This window comes from Cupriavidus sp. GW822-FHT03E04 (assembly GCF_058801495.1).
Genome location: NZ_JBXANI010000018.1, coordinates 14,071 through 27,804, shown reverse-complemented (window position 1 = coordinate 27,804; position 13,734 = coordinate 14,071). Strand labels below are relative to the sequence as shown.

At 69.1% G+C, this 13,734-nt stretch carries 13 protein-coding genes; 2 read left to right on the top strand and 11 right to left on the bottom strand.

The features are described 5' to 3' along the window. Positions 1-231 precede the first annotated feature (231 nt). The 11 genes from gspF to gspG all read right to left on the bottom strand — a co-directional run bounded on the left by gspF (position 232) and on the right by gspG (position 11,937). Positions 232-1,449, bottom strand: coding sequence for a type II secretion system inner membrane protein GspF (gspF, locus tag AC1RQC_RS25090; RefSeq protein WP_492375235.1), 1,218 nt, complete (start codon positions 1,447-1,449; stop codon positions 232-234). A 16-nt stretch (positions 1,450-1,465) separates the two neighbouring features. Beyond that, positions 1,466-3,004, bottom strand: coding sequence for a type II secretion system ATPase GspE (gene gspE, locus AC1RQC_RS25085; RefSeq protein ID WP_492884979.1), 1,539 nt, complete (start codon positions 3,002-3,004; stop codon positions 1,466-1,468). 8 nt (positions 3,005-3,012) lie between these two features. Continuing rightward, positions 3,013-5,430: a type II secretion system secretin GspD gene (gene gspD, locus AC1RQC_RS25080; protein WP_492811534.1), complete on the bottom strand. Its 2,418-nt coding sequence runs from the start codon at positions 5,428-5,430 to the stop codon at positions 3,013-3,015. A 53-nt stretch (positions 5,431-5,483) separates the two neighbouring features. Then, complete coding sequence (locus AC1RQC_RS25075; protein WP_492811536.1) at positions 5,484-6,323, bottom strand: type II secretion system protein N; 840 nt, start codon at positions 6,321-6,323, stop codon at positions 5,484-5,486. Then, a complete protein-coding gene (locus AC1RQC_RS25070; RefSeq protein WP_492375231.1) occupies positions 6,323-6,940 on the bottom strand; it encodes a type II secretion system protein M in 618 nt (205 codons plus the stop codon). The genes AC1RQC_RS25075 and AC1RQC_RS25070 overlap by 1 nt, the downstream gene beginning before the upstream one ends. Positions 6,941-6,963: 23 nt before the next feature. Continuing rightward, positions 6,964-8,373, bottom strand: a complete 1,410-nt coding sequence (gene gspL / locus AC1RQC_RS25065) for a type II secretion system protein GspL (protein ID WP_492828726.1) — start codon at positions 8,371-8,373, stop codon at positions 6,964-6,966. 391 nt (positions 8,374-8,764) lie between these two features. Next, the gene (gspK, locus tag AC1RQC_RS25060) at positions 8,765-9,796 is read right to left on the bottom strand and encodes a type II secretion system minor pseudopilin GspK (protein ID WP_492375229.1); all 1,032 of its coding nucleotides are present in this window, start codon (positions 9,794-9,796) and stop codon (positions 8,765-8,767) included. Further along, the gene (locus AC1RQC_RS25055; RefSeq protein ID WP_253931814.1) at positions 9,793-10,464 is read right to left on the bottom strand and encodes a PulJ/GspJ family protein; all 672 of its coding nucleotides are present in this window, start codon (positions 10,462-10,464) and stop codon (positions 9,793-9,795) included. The genes gspK and AC1RQC_RS25055 overlap by 4 nt, the downstream gene beginning before the upstream one ends. A gap of 49 nt (positions 10,465-10,513) precedes the next feature. Continuing rightward, positions 10,514-10,942, bottom strand: a complete 429-nt coding sequence (gene gspI / locus AC1RQC_RS25050) for a type II secretion system minor pseudopilin GspI (protein WP_492375227.1) — start codon at positions 10,940-10,942, stop codon at positions 10,514-10,516. Beyond that, complete coding sequence (locus tag AC1RQC_RS25045) at positions 10,939-11,433, bottom strand: GspH/FimT family pseudopilin (protein ID WP_492375226.1); 495 nt, start codon at positions 11,431-11,433, stop codon at positions 10,939-10,941. Before AC1RQC_RS25045 ends, gspI begins: the two co-directional genes overlap by 4 nt. Positions 11,434-11,469: 36 nt before the next feature. Continuing rightward, positions 11,470-11,937 (bottom strand): type II secretion system major pseudopilin GspG, encoded by a 468-nt coding sequence (gspG, locus tag AC1RQC_RS25040; protein WP_441637549.1) that lies wholly within the window; start codon positions 11,935-11,937, stop codon positions 11,470-11,472. Positions 11,938-12,210: 273 nt separating this feature from the next. On the opposite strand from gspG, the gene AC1RQC_RS25035 reads away from it, so the two are divergent. Both AC1RQC_RS25035 and AC1RQC_RS25030 read left to right on the top strand, forming a co-directional pair. Then, positions 12,211-12,822 (top strand): type II secretion system protein N, encoded by a 612-nt coding sequence (locus tag AC1RQC_RS25035; RefSeq protein WP_492884976.1) that lies wholly within the window; start codon positions 12,211-12,213, stop codon positions 12,820-12,822. A gap of 162 nt (positions 12,823-12,984) precedes the next feature. Beyond that, entirely contained in the window at positions 12,985-13,557 is a 573-nt protein-coding gene (locus AC1RQC_RS25030) for an EF-hand domain-containing protein (protein WP_492811543.1), read from the top strand. Positions 13,558-13,734: the final 177 nt, after the last annotated feature.

Sequence of the window (13,734 nt, the reverse complement as noted above, 5' to 3'; positions counted from 1 at the left end):
GCCAAAAAGACCGCTGTAGCCGCCAAGAAGGCTGCTGCGCCGGCCAAGAAGGCCGCCGCTCCCGCCAAAAAGGCTGCGCCTGCAGCCAAGAAGGCGGCCGCCGCCGCGCCGGCCAAGCGCGCACCGAAGAAGACGGCGAAGGCTGCTGAATAAGCCACACTCGTCAGAACGCAAAACGGCGCCGCAAGGCGCCGTTTTGCATTTCGGCAGCTTGCGCCGCCAGCCGCATGACTACCGTACCAACTGGTTGATCTCGATGATCGGCATCAGCACCGCCAGCACGATCAGCAGCACCACCACGCCCATGCTGAGGATCAGCAGCGGCTCGAGCAGGCTGGTGAGGAACAGCGTGCGGCGCTCCAGCTCTGCGCCTTCGCCCTGCGCCGCGCGCTCCAGCATGATCGGCAGGTTGCCGGTGGCTTCGCCAGAGCGGATCAAATGCACCAGCACGGAAGGAAACTGGTTCTGCGCCGCCAGCGCGCGTGCCAGCGAGGCGCCTTCGCGCACCCGCGTGGTGGCGTCATCCACGTTGGCCTTGAGCGCCTCGTTGGTCAGCGTTTCCCCGGCTGCCTGCAGGCTGCGCAGGATGGGCACGCCAGCGGATACCAGGATGGCGAGCGTGCTGGCGAAGCGTGCGGTGTTATAGCCGCGGATCAGCTTGCCGACCAGCGGCGCGGTCAGCAGCCAGCGGTGCCACTCCAGGCGCACACCGGGCTGGCGCAGCAGGCTGCGTATGCCCAGGCTCACCGCCACGATGAACGCCAGGGCGGCCCACCACCAGTTGCGCACGAAATCCGACAGCGCCAGCATGATGATGGTCAGCATCGGCAGCTTCTGCTTGGTGTTGGCGAAGACGCTCACCACCTGCGGCACCACATAGGACAGCAGGAAGATCACGATGGCGAACGCCACCACGGTGACGATGGCGGGGTAGGTAAAGGCCAGCCGGATCTTGGCGGTGAGCGAGTTGCGCGTCTCGATATAGTCCGCCAGCTTTTCCAGCACCAGGCCGAGGTGGCCCGAGTGCTCGCCGGCGGAAACCAGCGCGCGGTAGATATCCGGAAAATCGCGCGGATGGTGCAACAGCGCCACCGAGAGCGAACTGCCGCCGACCACGTCCGCGCGGATGCCGGCCAGCAGCTCGTGCACATAGCTGCGCTCGGCCTGGTCAGCCAGCGCCGCCAGTGCTTCGTCCAGCGGCAGGCCAGCCACGATCAGGCTGGCGAGCTGGCGCGTGAACAGCGCTTGCTCTTGCGTGGAGAGCCGGCGCACGAAGGCAGCGGTGCTGCTTTTCTGCACGCCGCCGACGCCTGCCAGCGGATCCACATTGAGCGGTGTCAGGCCGCGCGCGCGCAACTGGCCGCGGGCCTGCTTGGGGCTGTCGGCTTCGATGACGCCGCGATCGGTCTTGCCGGCGGCATCGACGGCCTCGTAACGATAGGCTGGCATGTCTCTGGGCTCGCCCTTAGTCGCGCGTGACGCGCAAGACTTCTTCCAGCGCGGTTGCGCCCGAGTCGATCCAGCGCTGCGCATCGCGACGCATGGTGTGCATGCCGCGCGCCAGGGCCACCTTCTTGATCTCGGATTCGGCCGACTGGCGGTGGATCATGGTGCGGATCTCGTCATCCACGCTGAGCAGCTCGTACACGCCCATGCGCCCCTGGTAGCCCGAGTGGCCGCATTTGTCGCAGCCCACCGCATGCCACACGCGTTGCAGCGGTTTGCCTTGCGCCAGCAGCACGTCGGCTTCGTCGGGTGTGACTTCGATCACTTCCTCGCGCTTGCAGTGCTGGCACAGCCGGCGTACCAGCCGCTGCGCCAGCACGCCGAGCAGCGACGACGACAGCAGGAAGGGCTCGATGCCCATGTCGACCAGCCGCGTCACCGCCGAAGCCGAGTCGTTGGTGTGCAGCGTGGCCAGCACCAGGTGGCCCGTCAGCGAGGCTTGCACCGCGATCTGCGCGGTTTCCAGGTCGCGGATTTCGCCGATCATCACCACGTCCGGATCCTGGCGCAGGATGGCCCGCAGCGCCTTGCCGAAGGTCATGTCGATGCGCGGGTTGACCTGGGTCTGGCCGATGCCGTCGAGGTCGTACTCGATCGGGTCTTCCACCGTCATGATGTTGGTGGTGCGCGCATCGAGCCGCGACAGCGCGGCGTACAGCGTGGTGGTCTTGCCCGAGCCGGTCGGCCCGGTCACCAGCACGATGCCGTGCGGCTGGTGGATCAGGTGATCGAAGCCGCCCAGCGTGCCCGGCGCCATGCCGAGCTTGGCGAGATCGAGGCGGCCGGCCTCCTTGTCGAGCAGACGCAGCACCGCGCGCTCGCCGTGGCCGGTGGGCAGCGTGGAGACGCGCACGTCCACGGGACGCCCGCCCACGCGCAGCGTGATGCGGCCGTCCTGCGGCAGGCGTTTTTCCGCGATGTCGAGCTGCGCCATGATCTTGATGCGCGAGATCAGCGCGCCGTGCAGCGCCTTCTTCGGGCGCACCACGTCGCGCAGCGTGCCGTCCACGCGAAAGCGCACCACCGAGGAGGACTCGAACGGCTCGATGTGGATATCGGAGGCACCTTCGCGCGCGGCCTGGGTGAGCAGCGCGTTGATCATGCGGATGATGGGGGCGTCGTCCTCGGACTCCAGCAGGTCTTCCACGGCGGGAATGTCCTGCATCAGCCGCGACAGGTCGACTTCGCCCTCCACCTCGCCAACCACCTGGGCGGCGCTGCCGCTGTCCTGGCGGTTGTAGGCCTCGGACATGGCGAGCTCCAGCGCATCGGGCTCCAGCACGCGCAGGCGCAGCGGCCCGTGCACGCGTGCCACTTCGGCCAGCGCTGCGGGCGAGGTGGCGCGGCTGACCCACACCTCCAGGCCGTCGGCACGCTGGTGCGCGATCAGCAGGCGGGCCTCGCGCGCGAAGCCGTAGGTGACCAGGCGCGCGGCGATGGTCGACGGCGGCTCCAGCGGCTCGTCGGACATGGCGGCGGGGGCGATGCTTGTGGCCATGGCGAGTCTCAGTTCACCGGGCGCACGGCGTCCACCGTGGCGTTGCCGAGATTGACGCCCGGCGGCAGCGGCGTGCCGTTGGCCGCGGGCGCCTGGGCTTGCGGCTGCCTTTGCTGCTGTTGCTGCTGCGATTGCGGCAGCGTCTGCTCCAGCGGCAGCGGACCCGGCACCGGCCCGCGCGAGCGCGGGTCGACGAACGGTGCCATGGGCGCGTCCGCCGGCGGCAGGATCGGCGTATTGCCGTCGCGCACCATGATGTTGGGTGAGGCGAAGCCCTGCTGCAGGCCGCGCATATAGTCGTAGCGGTCCTGCGTCAGGCGGTCGGTGGCGCCGGCGGTGCGCATCACGTACGGGCGCAGGAACACCAGCAGGTTGGTCTTGCCGCGGTTCTTGTTTTCGTAGCGGAACAGCCCGCCGATCCACGGCAGGTCGCCCAGTCCCGGCACCTTCTGCACGCCGTCGCCGTAGGTGTCCTCGATCAGGCCGCCCAGCACGATGATCTGGCCGTCGTCCACCAGCACGTTGGTCTCGATCGAGCGCACATTGGTGGTCGGGCCCTGGGTGAGGGCGGCGGTGCCCTGTACCACGGACGATGATTCCTGGTAGATCTGCATCTTCACCAGGCCGCCATCGGTGATCTGCGGCTTGACCCGCAGCGTGATGCCGACGTCCTTGCGGTCGAAGGTCTGGAATGGCGTGACTGACGCCGAACTGCCGGTCTGCGCGTAGGAGCCGGTGGTGACCGGGATGTTCTGCCCGATCAGGATCTTGGCTTCCTCGTTCTCCAGCGTGATCAGGTTGGGCGTGGACAGCAGGTTGACGCTGCCGTCGGCACCAAGCGCGTGCAGCAGCGCGCCCAGGCCCATCGCCCGGTTGACGATGCCGAGGTTCAGACCGGCCAGATCGGGCACCAGGCCCGAGACGCTCGGAATGGCGGCGGCGCCGTTCGCGTTGATCGCGGCGGCGGCACCCGTCAGGTTGATGATGTTCTGGCCGCCCGTGCCGAAGTTGGTGCCGGCAAAGACGTTGGTGTTGCTATTGCGCGAGTTGAGCAGGCCCTGCCACTGGATGCCCAGCTGGCCGGTCTGGGTGGAAGAGACTTCCACGATCATCGACTCGATATAGACCTGCGCGCGGCGCATGTCGAGGTCTTCGATCACCGCGCGCAGGTTGCGGTAGACGGGCTCGCTGGCCGTGATGATCAGCGAGTTGGTGGCCGGGTCGGCCTGGATGATGCCGCCGGTGGTCGGCAACGTGTTGGTGGCGAATGAGTTCGCGAAGGCCGAGCTGCCGCCGCCGGATCCCGATCCGCTGCGGGAGCTGCCGGTGCTGCCGCCCGTGTATTGGCCGGTGTTGGGCGTCGAGGTGTTGAGCAGGCCGGTGCCGCCGGCGACGCCCGCCGCGCCGGTCGCGCCCTGCGTGCCGGACTGGCTGGTGTTGAAGGAGCTGTCGGCCGCGACGATGGCGCGCAGCGTCTGTGCCAGCTTGGTGGCTTCCGCGTTTTTCAGGGGCACCACCCAGATATTGCCGGGGCGCGCATAGGGCTGGTCGAGCTTCTCGATCAACTGGCGCGCCTGCTGCAGCCGTGCCCGGCTGGAGGCACGGATCATCAGCGAATTGCTGCGCGGCTCCGCCACCACCGAGGTGCGCAGGCTGGCGTCGGCGCCTGCCACGGCCCCGCCAGCAGCGCCGGCGGAACCCGGGTCCAGCAGTTTTTGCAGCACCAGCGCGGTATCGCTGGCGATGGCATTCTTGAGCGGCACGAGCTCGACCTCGCCCGAGGCCGGCGCGTCGATGGCGGCGATGATGCGGCCCAGGCGCTGCAGGTTCTCGGCGTAGTCGGTAATGACCAGCGTGTTGTTGGCCGGGTAGGCGGTGATGGTGTTGTTCGGCGCGATCATCGGGCGCAGCACCGGCACCAGGTTGTTGGCCGACTCATAGTTGAGGCGGAACACCTGGGTCACCACCTGGTCGCCGCGGGACCTGCCGCTGCCGACCACGATGGGCGAGCCCTGCAGCTTGGCGTCGGCTTCCGGCACCACCTTGGTGAAGCCGTTGCTCTCGACCATCGCATAGCCTTGCATGCGCAGCACCGAGCCCAGCGTTTCCAGCGCCTGCGAGCGCGACACCGGCTGCTCGGTCACCAGGTTCACCGAGCCTTTCACGCGCGGGTCGATGACGAAGTTCTTGCCGGTCGCCTGCCCCACCGCCTTCACCACCGATTCCAGGTCGGCATTGACGAAGTTGAGCACGACCTGGTCGCGGCTGCGCGGAGTCAGGTCGGGCGGCTGGCCTGGCTGGGCCGCCGGCTGGCTCGGTTGCTGGGCCCACAGCGGCGCGGGTGCCAGCAGGGAGAGGCCGCATAGCAGCGCGGTGGCGCGGGCGCAGCGGGTCTTGAGCGAAGGTCGAAGGGCTTGGGTTTTCATATTCGGTTCCGGGCTGCGGGCATCGGCGCGAAGGTTTCGCGCCGATGCCGGGGTCAGAAGCGCAGCCGTGTCACATTGTCCTCACGTCGTCCCAGCAGGCTCAACAGGCCCACCAATTGCGTAGCGGCGTCGGGGTCGGCGTCGGCCGTGCCCTCGAAGCGCGCCTGGCGGCCCAGGGTGCCGCTGCCCTGCAGGTGCAGTGGCCCGGCGAGGGTAGTCAGTTGCAGCTTGCCGTCGGCGCCCGACCAGTCGATCTCGGCGCGGTAGCTGCCAAGCGGGCGCACCCGGCTGACGGCCGATGATACTTGGTCAAGGCGTACGGTCAGGTGGCCGGTCATGCCGCCCGCGCCGCCTGCGCTGCCCGGCTCGCTGGCACGCGCAAAGAACCGGCCTTGCAGGCCGGACCAGTCAATGCGCATCAGCCCGTCGGGGCGCAGGGTATTGAACGGGGCGCCGACGCCTTCGAGCAGCGCCGCCGGCATGCGGATGGCGCCGGCCTGGGCGGTCCAGCCGAGCGGGGTCACCGCCACGGCGACCGGGCCGCTCATGGCCTCGGTATGGTTGACCACCATGCGCAGCGTGCCGGTCAGCAACGGCCAGAAGGCCACTGACCATTGCAGCCGCCCGGGCAGCACCGTGGCGGTCTCGCTGCCTGTGCCGGCCGACAGGGCCAGGGTGGCGCTGCCGTTCCACAGCGAGCCATCGGCATCGGCCAGCAGCACGCGGCGCTGGCTCTGGCTGGCGATGCCATCGGCGATCCATGCCGCGGGAAATGCCGCCAGCACGGTTAGCGCCACGGTGACGCAGCCAAGCGCCAGCCAGCCCGCGCGTTGCCAGCCACGGGGGCTGGCAACGCGGCGGCGGGCGAGCCTCAGGGCTTCCAGGCGCGCCATCAGCCGCGCCCGCCCGGATTTGCCGCGGGGCCTTGCAAGGTGGCGGTGACGTTCACCAAGGCGGTGGCGCCCACGTAGACGATGCGGGTATCGATCACCTTGAGGCGCTGTTGCTGGCGCACATCCTGCAGCCAGCTCGCCACGGAGCCGAAGGGCACCTTGTCGAGCTGCACCTGCACGCTGTTGTCGCCGGTGCCATTGAGGCGGGTGGCCTTGAGGCCGTGCTGGGCAAGGCTCTCCTGCAAGGCCTGGTTGAGCGCCTCGCCGCGCAGCGACGGGGCCGGGCTGGCTGCCAGGCCGCGCGCTTCCTGCGCCAGCGTTTCCATCTCCGCCGCGTCGCTGCGCAGTTGCGGCAGGCTGCGCAGCAGCTTGTCACGACCGTCGGCGGCGGGTTCCCAGAGGACGGTGTAGCCGATCACGAGCGCCAGCACGGCGCTGCCGCCGGCCAGGATGGCCTGCTCACGCGGGTTGCGCGCCGACCAGAAGGCGTCGAAACGTTCCTGCCAGCGCTGCGGCACGCGCGGGCGCAGGCGCGCCAGCCGGTCCGCGACGCGCGCGCGGCCAGCCGGGCTGCGCTGGGTGGCGCGGGGGCCGGGCTTGGATGCGGTGTCTTTCATCGGGGTCACTTGGCGGTCCGCGCTCACAGGCTGGGCTTGATTGACCAGCGGGTGCCGGCCGGTGCGTTGGCGCGCGCGGCGTCGGGCGGGCTGTTGTCAGCTTCCATGGCCAGGCCGGACTGGCGCGCCGCGCTGCGCAGCGCATTGGTGTCGGTGCCAGGCTTGAGCGTGGCGAACAAAGTGTGCCCGCGGTATTCGAGCGCCAGCAGCGCGTCCGGCGCAAGCTGGCGCGCGGCCTGGCCGAAGCGGTCGGCCAGCGGCAGGAAATCGTCGGGCGTGCTGCGCCCGCTCGCCAGGCGCAGCTGGTCGACCTGGCGGCGCATCTGCAGCGGCGGATCGATGACCACGGGGATCTGCGGAAAGGCGCTGCGCAGCGTCTGTTCCTGGCCGGCCGCGAGGCGCTGCGCCTCCTGGCGCAGCAGCAGCCAATGCACGTTCATGCCAATCAACTGGACCAGCACCAGGCCGGCAGCCAGCGCCAGCGGCAGGCGCCAGGCCTTGAGGTTCCAGCGGTCGGCACGGCCCTGGGCGAATTCGAACTGGGCCAGGTCGAGCGCGGGCTCGCGCAGGCTGGCCTGTGCCCCTTCGATCCATACCCGCCAGTCCAGCGCTTGCGCGCCCGGCGGCGCCACCCGCGCCAAGGCGTCCTTTGATGCGTACCAGTCACCGGCGGGGGCGAGTCCCTGCCAGGCGGCGAGCGCCTCGGAGCCTAGCAGCAGGCCGTAGCCGGCGTACTCACTGCTGCGCACGGTCAGTTGCCAGTAGCGCGAAAGCTCGGCTGGCGCGGGCACGCCCTCCGTTTCAAACAAGGGCGACGCGCTGGTCAGCGAGGCGGCTTCGAGCGCCAGCGTGGCCGGGGCCGCGCTGGCCGCGGAGGGGTGGCCGACAGAATCCGCGCCGGGCTCGGCGGGATGCGCCACAGGCTGCTGGGGCAGGCACAACTGCGCCGGCAACACGTGGCGGCGGCGGTGGCGATGCTCGGCAAATGCGTCCAGCACGGCGCGCAGCCAGGCGCGGTCCGTCACCATCAGCAAGCGCCGGCGCGAGCCGCTGGCCGCCTTGCCCTTGCCCGGCAGCGCGTCGAGGGGCGGGCCCACGGCGATATGGCAAGGCTGGGCGTCGGTGGCCAGCACCTCCTCGACCAGGTTCGGCAGCGCCAGCTTGAGCCGCGCCGGCGCGAGCGGCGGCACCGTGGCTCCGGTAAGCAGCACATCGCTGGCCGCCATGATCAGGACCAGGCGTTCGGCGGGAGGCAGTTCGGCGATGGCGGCGTGGCCTTCGCGCAACAACTGCCCCGCCGCCTGGGGGCCTTGCCGGTGGCTACGGTCGGCGACGGCCGTGCGGACCAGGGCAAACGGCAAGGCACCGAAGTGCCAGGGTTGCGGCTGGTCGTGCGGCCGATGCGGCAGGCGGACGTACAGGGTGGTGCTCAAGATTTCCTTGCTACAGCGCCGATCGTGGCGTCAATGAACGATAGCGGGGGCATGCGGCCCATGCAGCGGACGGCGCTGCTTGCATGGCGGATGCCGGCTGCGATACTGCCGGCGGCACAGGGCAGGCGGGCGCCCGGAGCCATGGACTACCGCTTCCGCCGGGCCGGAGCATACCTTGCCTGTGTGACGAATTGGCGTCAATACGTATCTGTCTGATACTGCTGGCCAAACACCCGGGAAGGGCGCCGGCAGGTGTTTCGCGGCGCGCCTGGGAGGCCCGGGCCTGCCCCTTGTGGCCACCTACGGTAACCCTTTTCGTCCCGCGCGATCCGACAGCATGATCCCAAAATCCGCCAGCCACGACGGCCACACGGACGAGGGGTTGCACGCATCAGCGCTGCTCCGGCATCCGGTCGATATCGCGCACCCAGACCACCCGGGTGGTATTGGCATTGCCGAGCACTTCGCCGCGGTAGACCAGCGAGACCTGCATGCGGCTGGCGCGCTCGTGGCGGATCAGCCCGTAGATCAGGAAATAGTGGGTGCGTACGTCGAGCGTGCTGGTGGCGGCGTTGGGGTCGGCCTGCGGCGCCAGCGTGCGCAATTGCGTTTGCAGGTCGCCAATGTTGTTGAAATAGGCGCGGTCGCGCTGGCGCACCACTTCGCGGGCGCGGTCCAGCGGCAGCTTGTCGATCACGGCGGCGAGCACTTCGGCCTCGGCGGTATTGGCATTGACGAGCGTGCGCTCGGGCAGCACGTCGACGAAGGGCGCCAGCGCGGCCACGATCTCCGGCGTGTAGCCCGGAATGGCGAGCAGGTCGTTGACGTCGTCGGGCGCGCGCAGCCCGCGCTGGCTGTCACTGCTGCCGCCGTTGCTGGCGCCGGCGGCGCTTACCAGGTAGCGGGCGGTCGGCTCGGCCAGCGAGGCGTTCAGGCCCAGCGTCTGCAGCAGGCGGCGATAGATCGCCAGGCTGGGGGCGTCGATGGTGGCGATCCGGCCTTGGGACTCGCTGGCGGTCCACAGCACGAGGTTGGATAGGTTGAAGCGGGCCTGCGCGTCGAGGATGCGGCCCGACAGGAAGGAGGTTTCGCCTTCCTGGTCGGTGCGCAGGCCGGCGCCGAGGAAGTCCGACAGGCGGGTCTCGGCGATCGGCACTGCCCAGGGCTCACCGAGCTGGTCCACGCTGGTGCGGCGCTGGTCGTCACGCAGGATCAGGCGGGCCCAGTCGACGGCCGCGCGCTCGATCCAGCTGGCCTGGGCCAGCAGGCGCTGGTTCTCGATGGAGCGGATCTGCACCTGCTGGCGCCAGAGCATGCCGGATACCACCACGACCGCCAGCGTGACCACCAGCAGGGCCGTGACCACGGCGGCGCCGCGCTGGCGGCGGCCGGCCGGCACAAGGGGAGCGATGCGCTTGCTCATAGGCCGGTCATGCAGATTTTCTGGAAGCGCCGCGGCGTGTCGCCGTCGCCCATGCGCGCCGTGAGGTTGAGCTCGATCGCACGCACCGCCGTGGTGGCTATGCCCAGGCTGGCGCTCACGCCGGAGGCGGCCACCGCGCTGGCGCTGGCGTTGCCGCTGAGCAGCGCGGCGGCGATGCGGCCGTTTTCGGCCTGCCAGCCACCGGGTTCGACCCAGACGCGCGCCGACAGGCTGTCGGCATCGCCGACCAGCGGCCGCGCCAGGTTTGCGCCGCCGCCAGCCTGGCGCAGCGTGATCATCGCGGCCTGCACCGCGCTGCGGTTGTCCGCCGGCGGGCTGGCAGCGCGCACCACGGTGTTGCCGTTGAGGCGATAGGCGACGACTTGCCACTGGCTGGGGCGACCCTCGTCCCGGCGGTCGCGCACCATCAGCAACAGGCCGTTGCCGAGCTCTACCGGGCTGCCCTGCAGCAGGGTCGGGCTGGTCAGGTGCTCGCAGTCGGACTGGAACTGTCCGTATAGCAGCTTGAGCGTATTGAGGCGGTTGTCGTGGTCGGTCAGGCGTTCGCGGCCGCGCGTCATCGCGTCCAGGCCGCGCCAGGCGATCACGGCGATCACTGCCAGCAAGGTGATCGCCACCAGCATTTCCAGCAGTGTGAAGCCGCGCATGGCCACGGCCGGGCGCGGCCGCCCAAGGCACTTAAAGCGCTTAACGCGTTCAGAGCAGGTTGCGCGTTTCATTGGGAACGATGGTGACCAGCCAGGCCAGGCGCACGGATTTGTCGGCGCCGGACGGGTAGACCGCGATCTCGACGCGGCGGAAAGAGGGGTTGGGCGTGCCCGAGATGGTTTCTTCGCAGTACAGCTCCACACCGCCTTGCGGGCAGGCGTAGCCGCGCGTGCCGGGCTCGGGCCAGGTCTTGGACAGGCGCAGGGTGGCGAGGTGGTTCTCGGCGCTCCACTCGGCCAGCATGCGGGTCTGCAAGGCGGAGCCCGCCTCGATCATCGACCCCATCGCGCGCATGGCGGCGGTCAGCGCCACGGCCAGGATGGTCAGGGCGACCAGCACTTCGATCAGGGTGAAGCCGCGCACCGGCAAGCACCGGGCGCTGCGCGCACAGGGGGGGGAGTTGGGGTGGCGCGTCATGGCGTGCTGGCGAAGTAGCGGCCGGCGCCGTCGCTGGCCACATCGATGCGAATGCCGCCGCGCACCAGCACGACATGCTGGGGACCTTCGATCAGCTCGCGCCCGAACACCAGGCGCGCGCCGCCGTTGCCGCGCCCGCCTTCGGTGACGGCCACGCCGTCGAGCTGCAGGCGCCATTTGGTCGGCGCGAACACGTCCCCGGCGAGCGGGGCCCAGCCGGCCGGCGTGGCTTGCAGGAAACGCCAGCCGACCGTATCGGCCTCCCAGGCAATCGGCCGGGCGCGCAGCTGGGCTTCTTCCTGGGCGAGCTCGAACAGCCGCGCAATGCGCTGCCCGTCGTCGAGCACGCGGCCGCGCTCATTGGGCGCGGCATTGACGGCGACCAGCGAGATCACGATGCCGGCGATCACCATCACCACCAGCAGTTCCAGCAAGGTGAAGCCGCGGCCGCGATGGCCGTGAAGCCGCCCTGCCTGTGGCCAGGTGCTCATGGCTGCGCGCCTGGCCCGGATCATGGCATTGGTTCCTTATTCCCAATTGCCGATATCGGCGTCGTTGCCACTGCCGCCAGCCTGGCCGTCGGCGCCGAAGCTGAACACGTCGATCTCGCCGCGCACGCCCGGGTTCAGGTACTGGTACGGATGGCCCCAGGGATCCTTGGGCAGCTTTTCCAGATAGCCGCCACCCTTCCAGTTGTTGGGCACGGGCTCGGTGGTGGGCTTGGCCACCAGTGCCGCAAGGCCTTGCTCGGTGGTGGGATAGCGGCTGTTGTCCAGGCGGTACAGCTTGAGCGCCTGCATGATCGAGGAAATGTCCTGGCGCGCGGCGACGATGCGGGCTTCGTCGGGGCGGCTCATGATCTTCGGGACCACCAGCGCGGCCAGCACGCCGAGGATCACGATCACGACCATGATTTCGATCAGGGTAAAGCCGCGGACACGGCGGCGGCCGAGGCGGGGGGAAGAGTCGGGAAGGGTGGCAACGTTCCTGCGCATCATGGTTAGCCTTATGGAATATCTGGCGGAGCGCCTGCTTACATCCGCGTTGCATCCGCGTGGCGGCGATCCAGTGGTCAAACAGTATAACCGCCACTTCATGACGACTTTGCGAGCGAGTGCTTGCATGTTCACCCGCGGCAAAACGGCGCGGGATGCGCGAAACGCACCGTCCTGCCTTGGCGTGCCGATGCGTTGCGGGCCTGACGGAGGCAGACAGCTGTCATGCGGCTCTGGTAGGCTTGGTGTTTTGATGCCCACCAGCCCACTTCCGTGCAACTCTCCTTGCGGCCCGCCCTTCGCTTCAACCCCTCCAGCCTCTGGCTGCCGCGACTGGCCGCGCTCGTGCTGTTCGTTGCGCTATGCGCCCTGGCTACCCGCTGGGCGCTGACCTTCAGCGCGATGCAGACCATTGCCGTGCCGAACGCGGCCCGCGTGGCGCAGACCGAGGCGGTGGAGACCGGCGCGGCCGGCACGCTGTTTGGCGGCAACGCGCAGTCCGGCGTGCGCGATGTGCAGTTGATCGGGGTGGTAGCCGACATTGGCAGCGGTGCCGGGGCGGCCATTGTCTCGCTGGATGGCGGCCCGGCCAAGGCGGTGCGCGCGGGCGCCGCGCTGTCCCCGCAGATCCGGCTGACGGAAGTCCGTGATCGTGGGGTTGTGATCGAGCGCAATGGCGTGCGCCAGGAAATCGCGCTGCCGGTCCCGGCCATCGTCACGCGCGGCCCCGCGGCGGCCCCGCAGCCGGCTTTGCCGGCAGGCGCGGCGGCGCCGCTATCCACGCCGATGCCGGTGCCCGCCACGCCCATCCCCGCACCGCCGCTGCAGTCCTTGCCGCAGCAGCCGTCCCAGGGCGGTAACGAACCTATCTCTGCTAAAGACTGATTTGTAACGGCGCTGCGCCAACTTGTTTACGTTACTTTCAGCGGCTTACGCCGGCGGTGCTTAACTGTGAGCCGCGTAACAACGTATTAGGCGGACCAACTTTCCAGCCTGGCGTGCGCTCTAATCCTTACCAGTCCACCGAGACGAAAAAGGAGCAAAGACATGCAAGGCAATCTCAAGGCACGTTCGATCCGGAATTTCATGGCCGCTTCGGCGGTGTTCCTGGCGATGGGCGGCGCAGCTTTCGCCCAGACCACTGCCCCCGCCGCGCCGGGCCCGGGACCTCAGGCGGGTATGCGCCACCATATGGAGCATGGCGGCGGCATGTGGTTCAAATCGATCGATACCGACGGCGATGGCACGATCTCCAAAGCGGAGGCCGACACGCTCTTCAACAAGATCGACACCAATCACGACGGCAAGCTCGACAAGAGCGAACTGGCTGCCTATCACAAGACGATGATGGAGCAGCGCCGTGCCGAGATGCGGGCCGAGCTCGATGCCCGCTTCAAGGCGGCCGACAAGAATGGCGACGGTGCGCTGACCAAGGCAGAGGTGCAAGCCGGGATGCCTCACCTGGCCAAGTACTTCGACCAGCTCGACACCAACCACGACGGCAAGCTGACGCTGGACGAGATCCACGCTGGCATGCAGAAGATGCACGAGCAGCGGATGCAGCGGATGCCCCGCGGTAGCCAGTCCAACCCGGCAGCGCCGTCGAGCAGCGGTGGCTGATTGAGGCAGGATCCACGGCGCGCCGCGCCGTGGGCAGATGAAAAGAAGCGCGACCGTTGCCGGCCGCGCTTTTTTTTGCTTCGTGGCTGGCGGCTCTGGCCAGTGTTGGCACCATCCTTGCCTTCCGAACGCTCGACCTGCCGGATCAGCGAATAGTCCACGCTCCTGAAGGCCGGA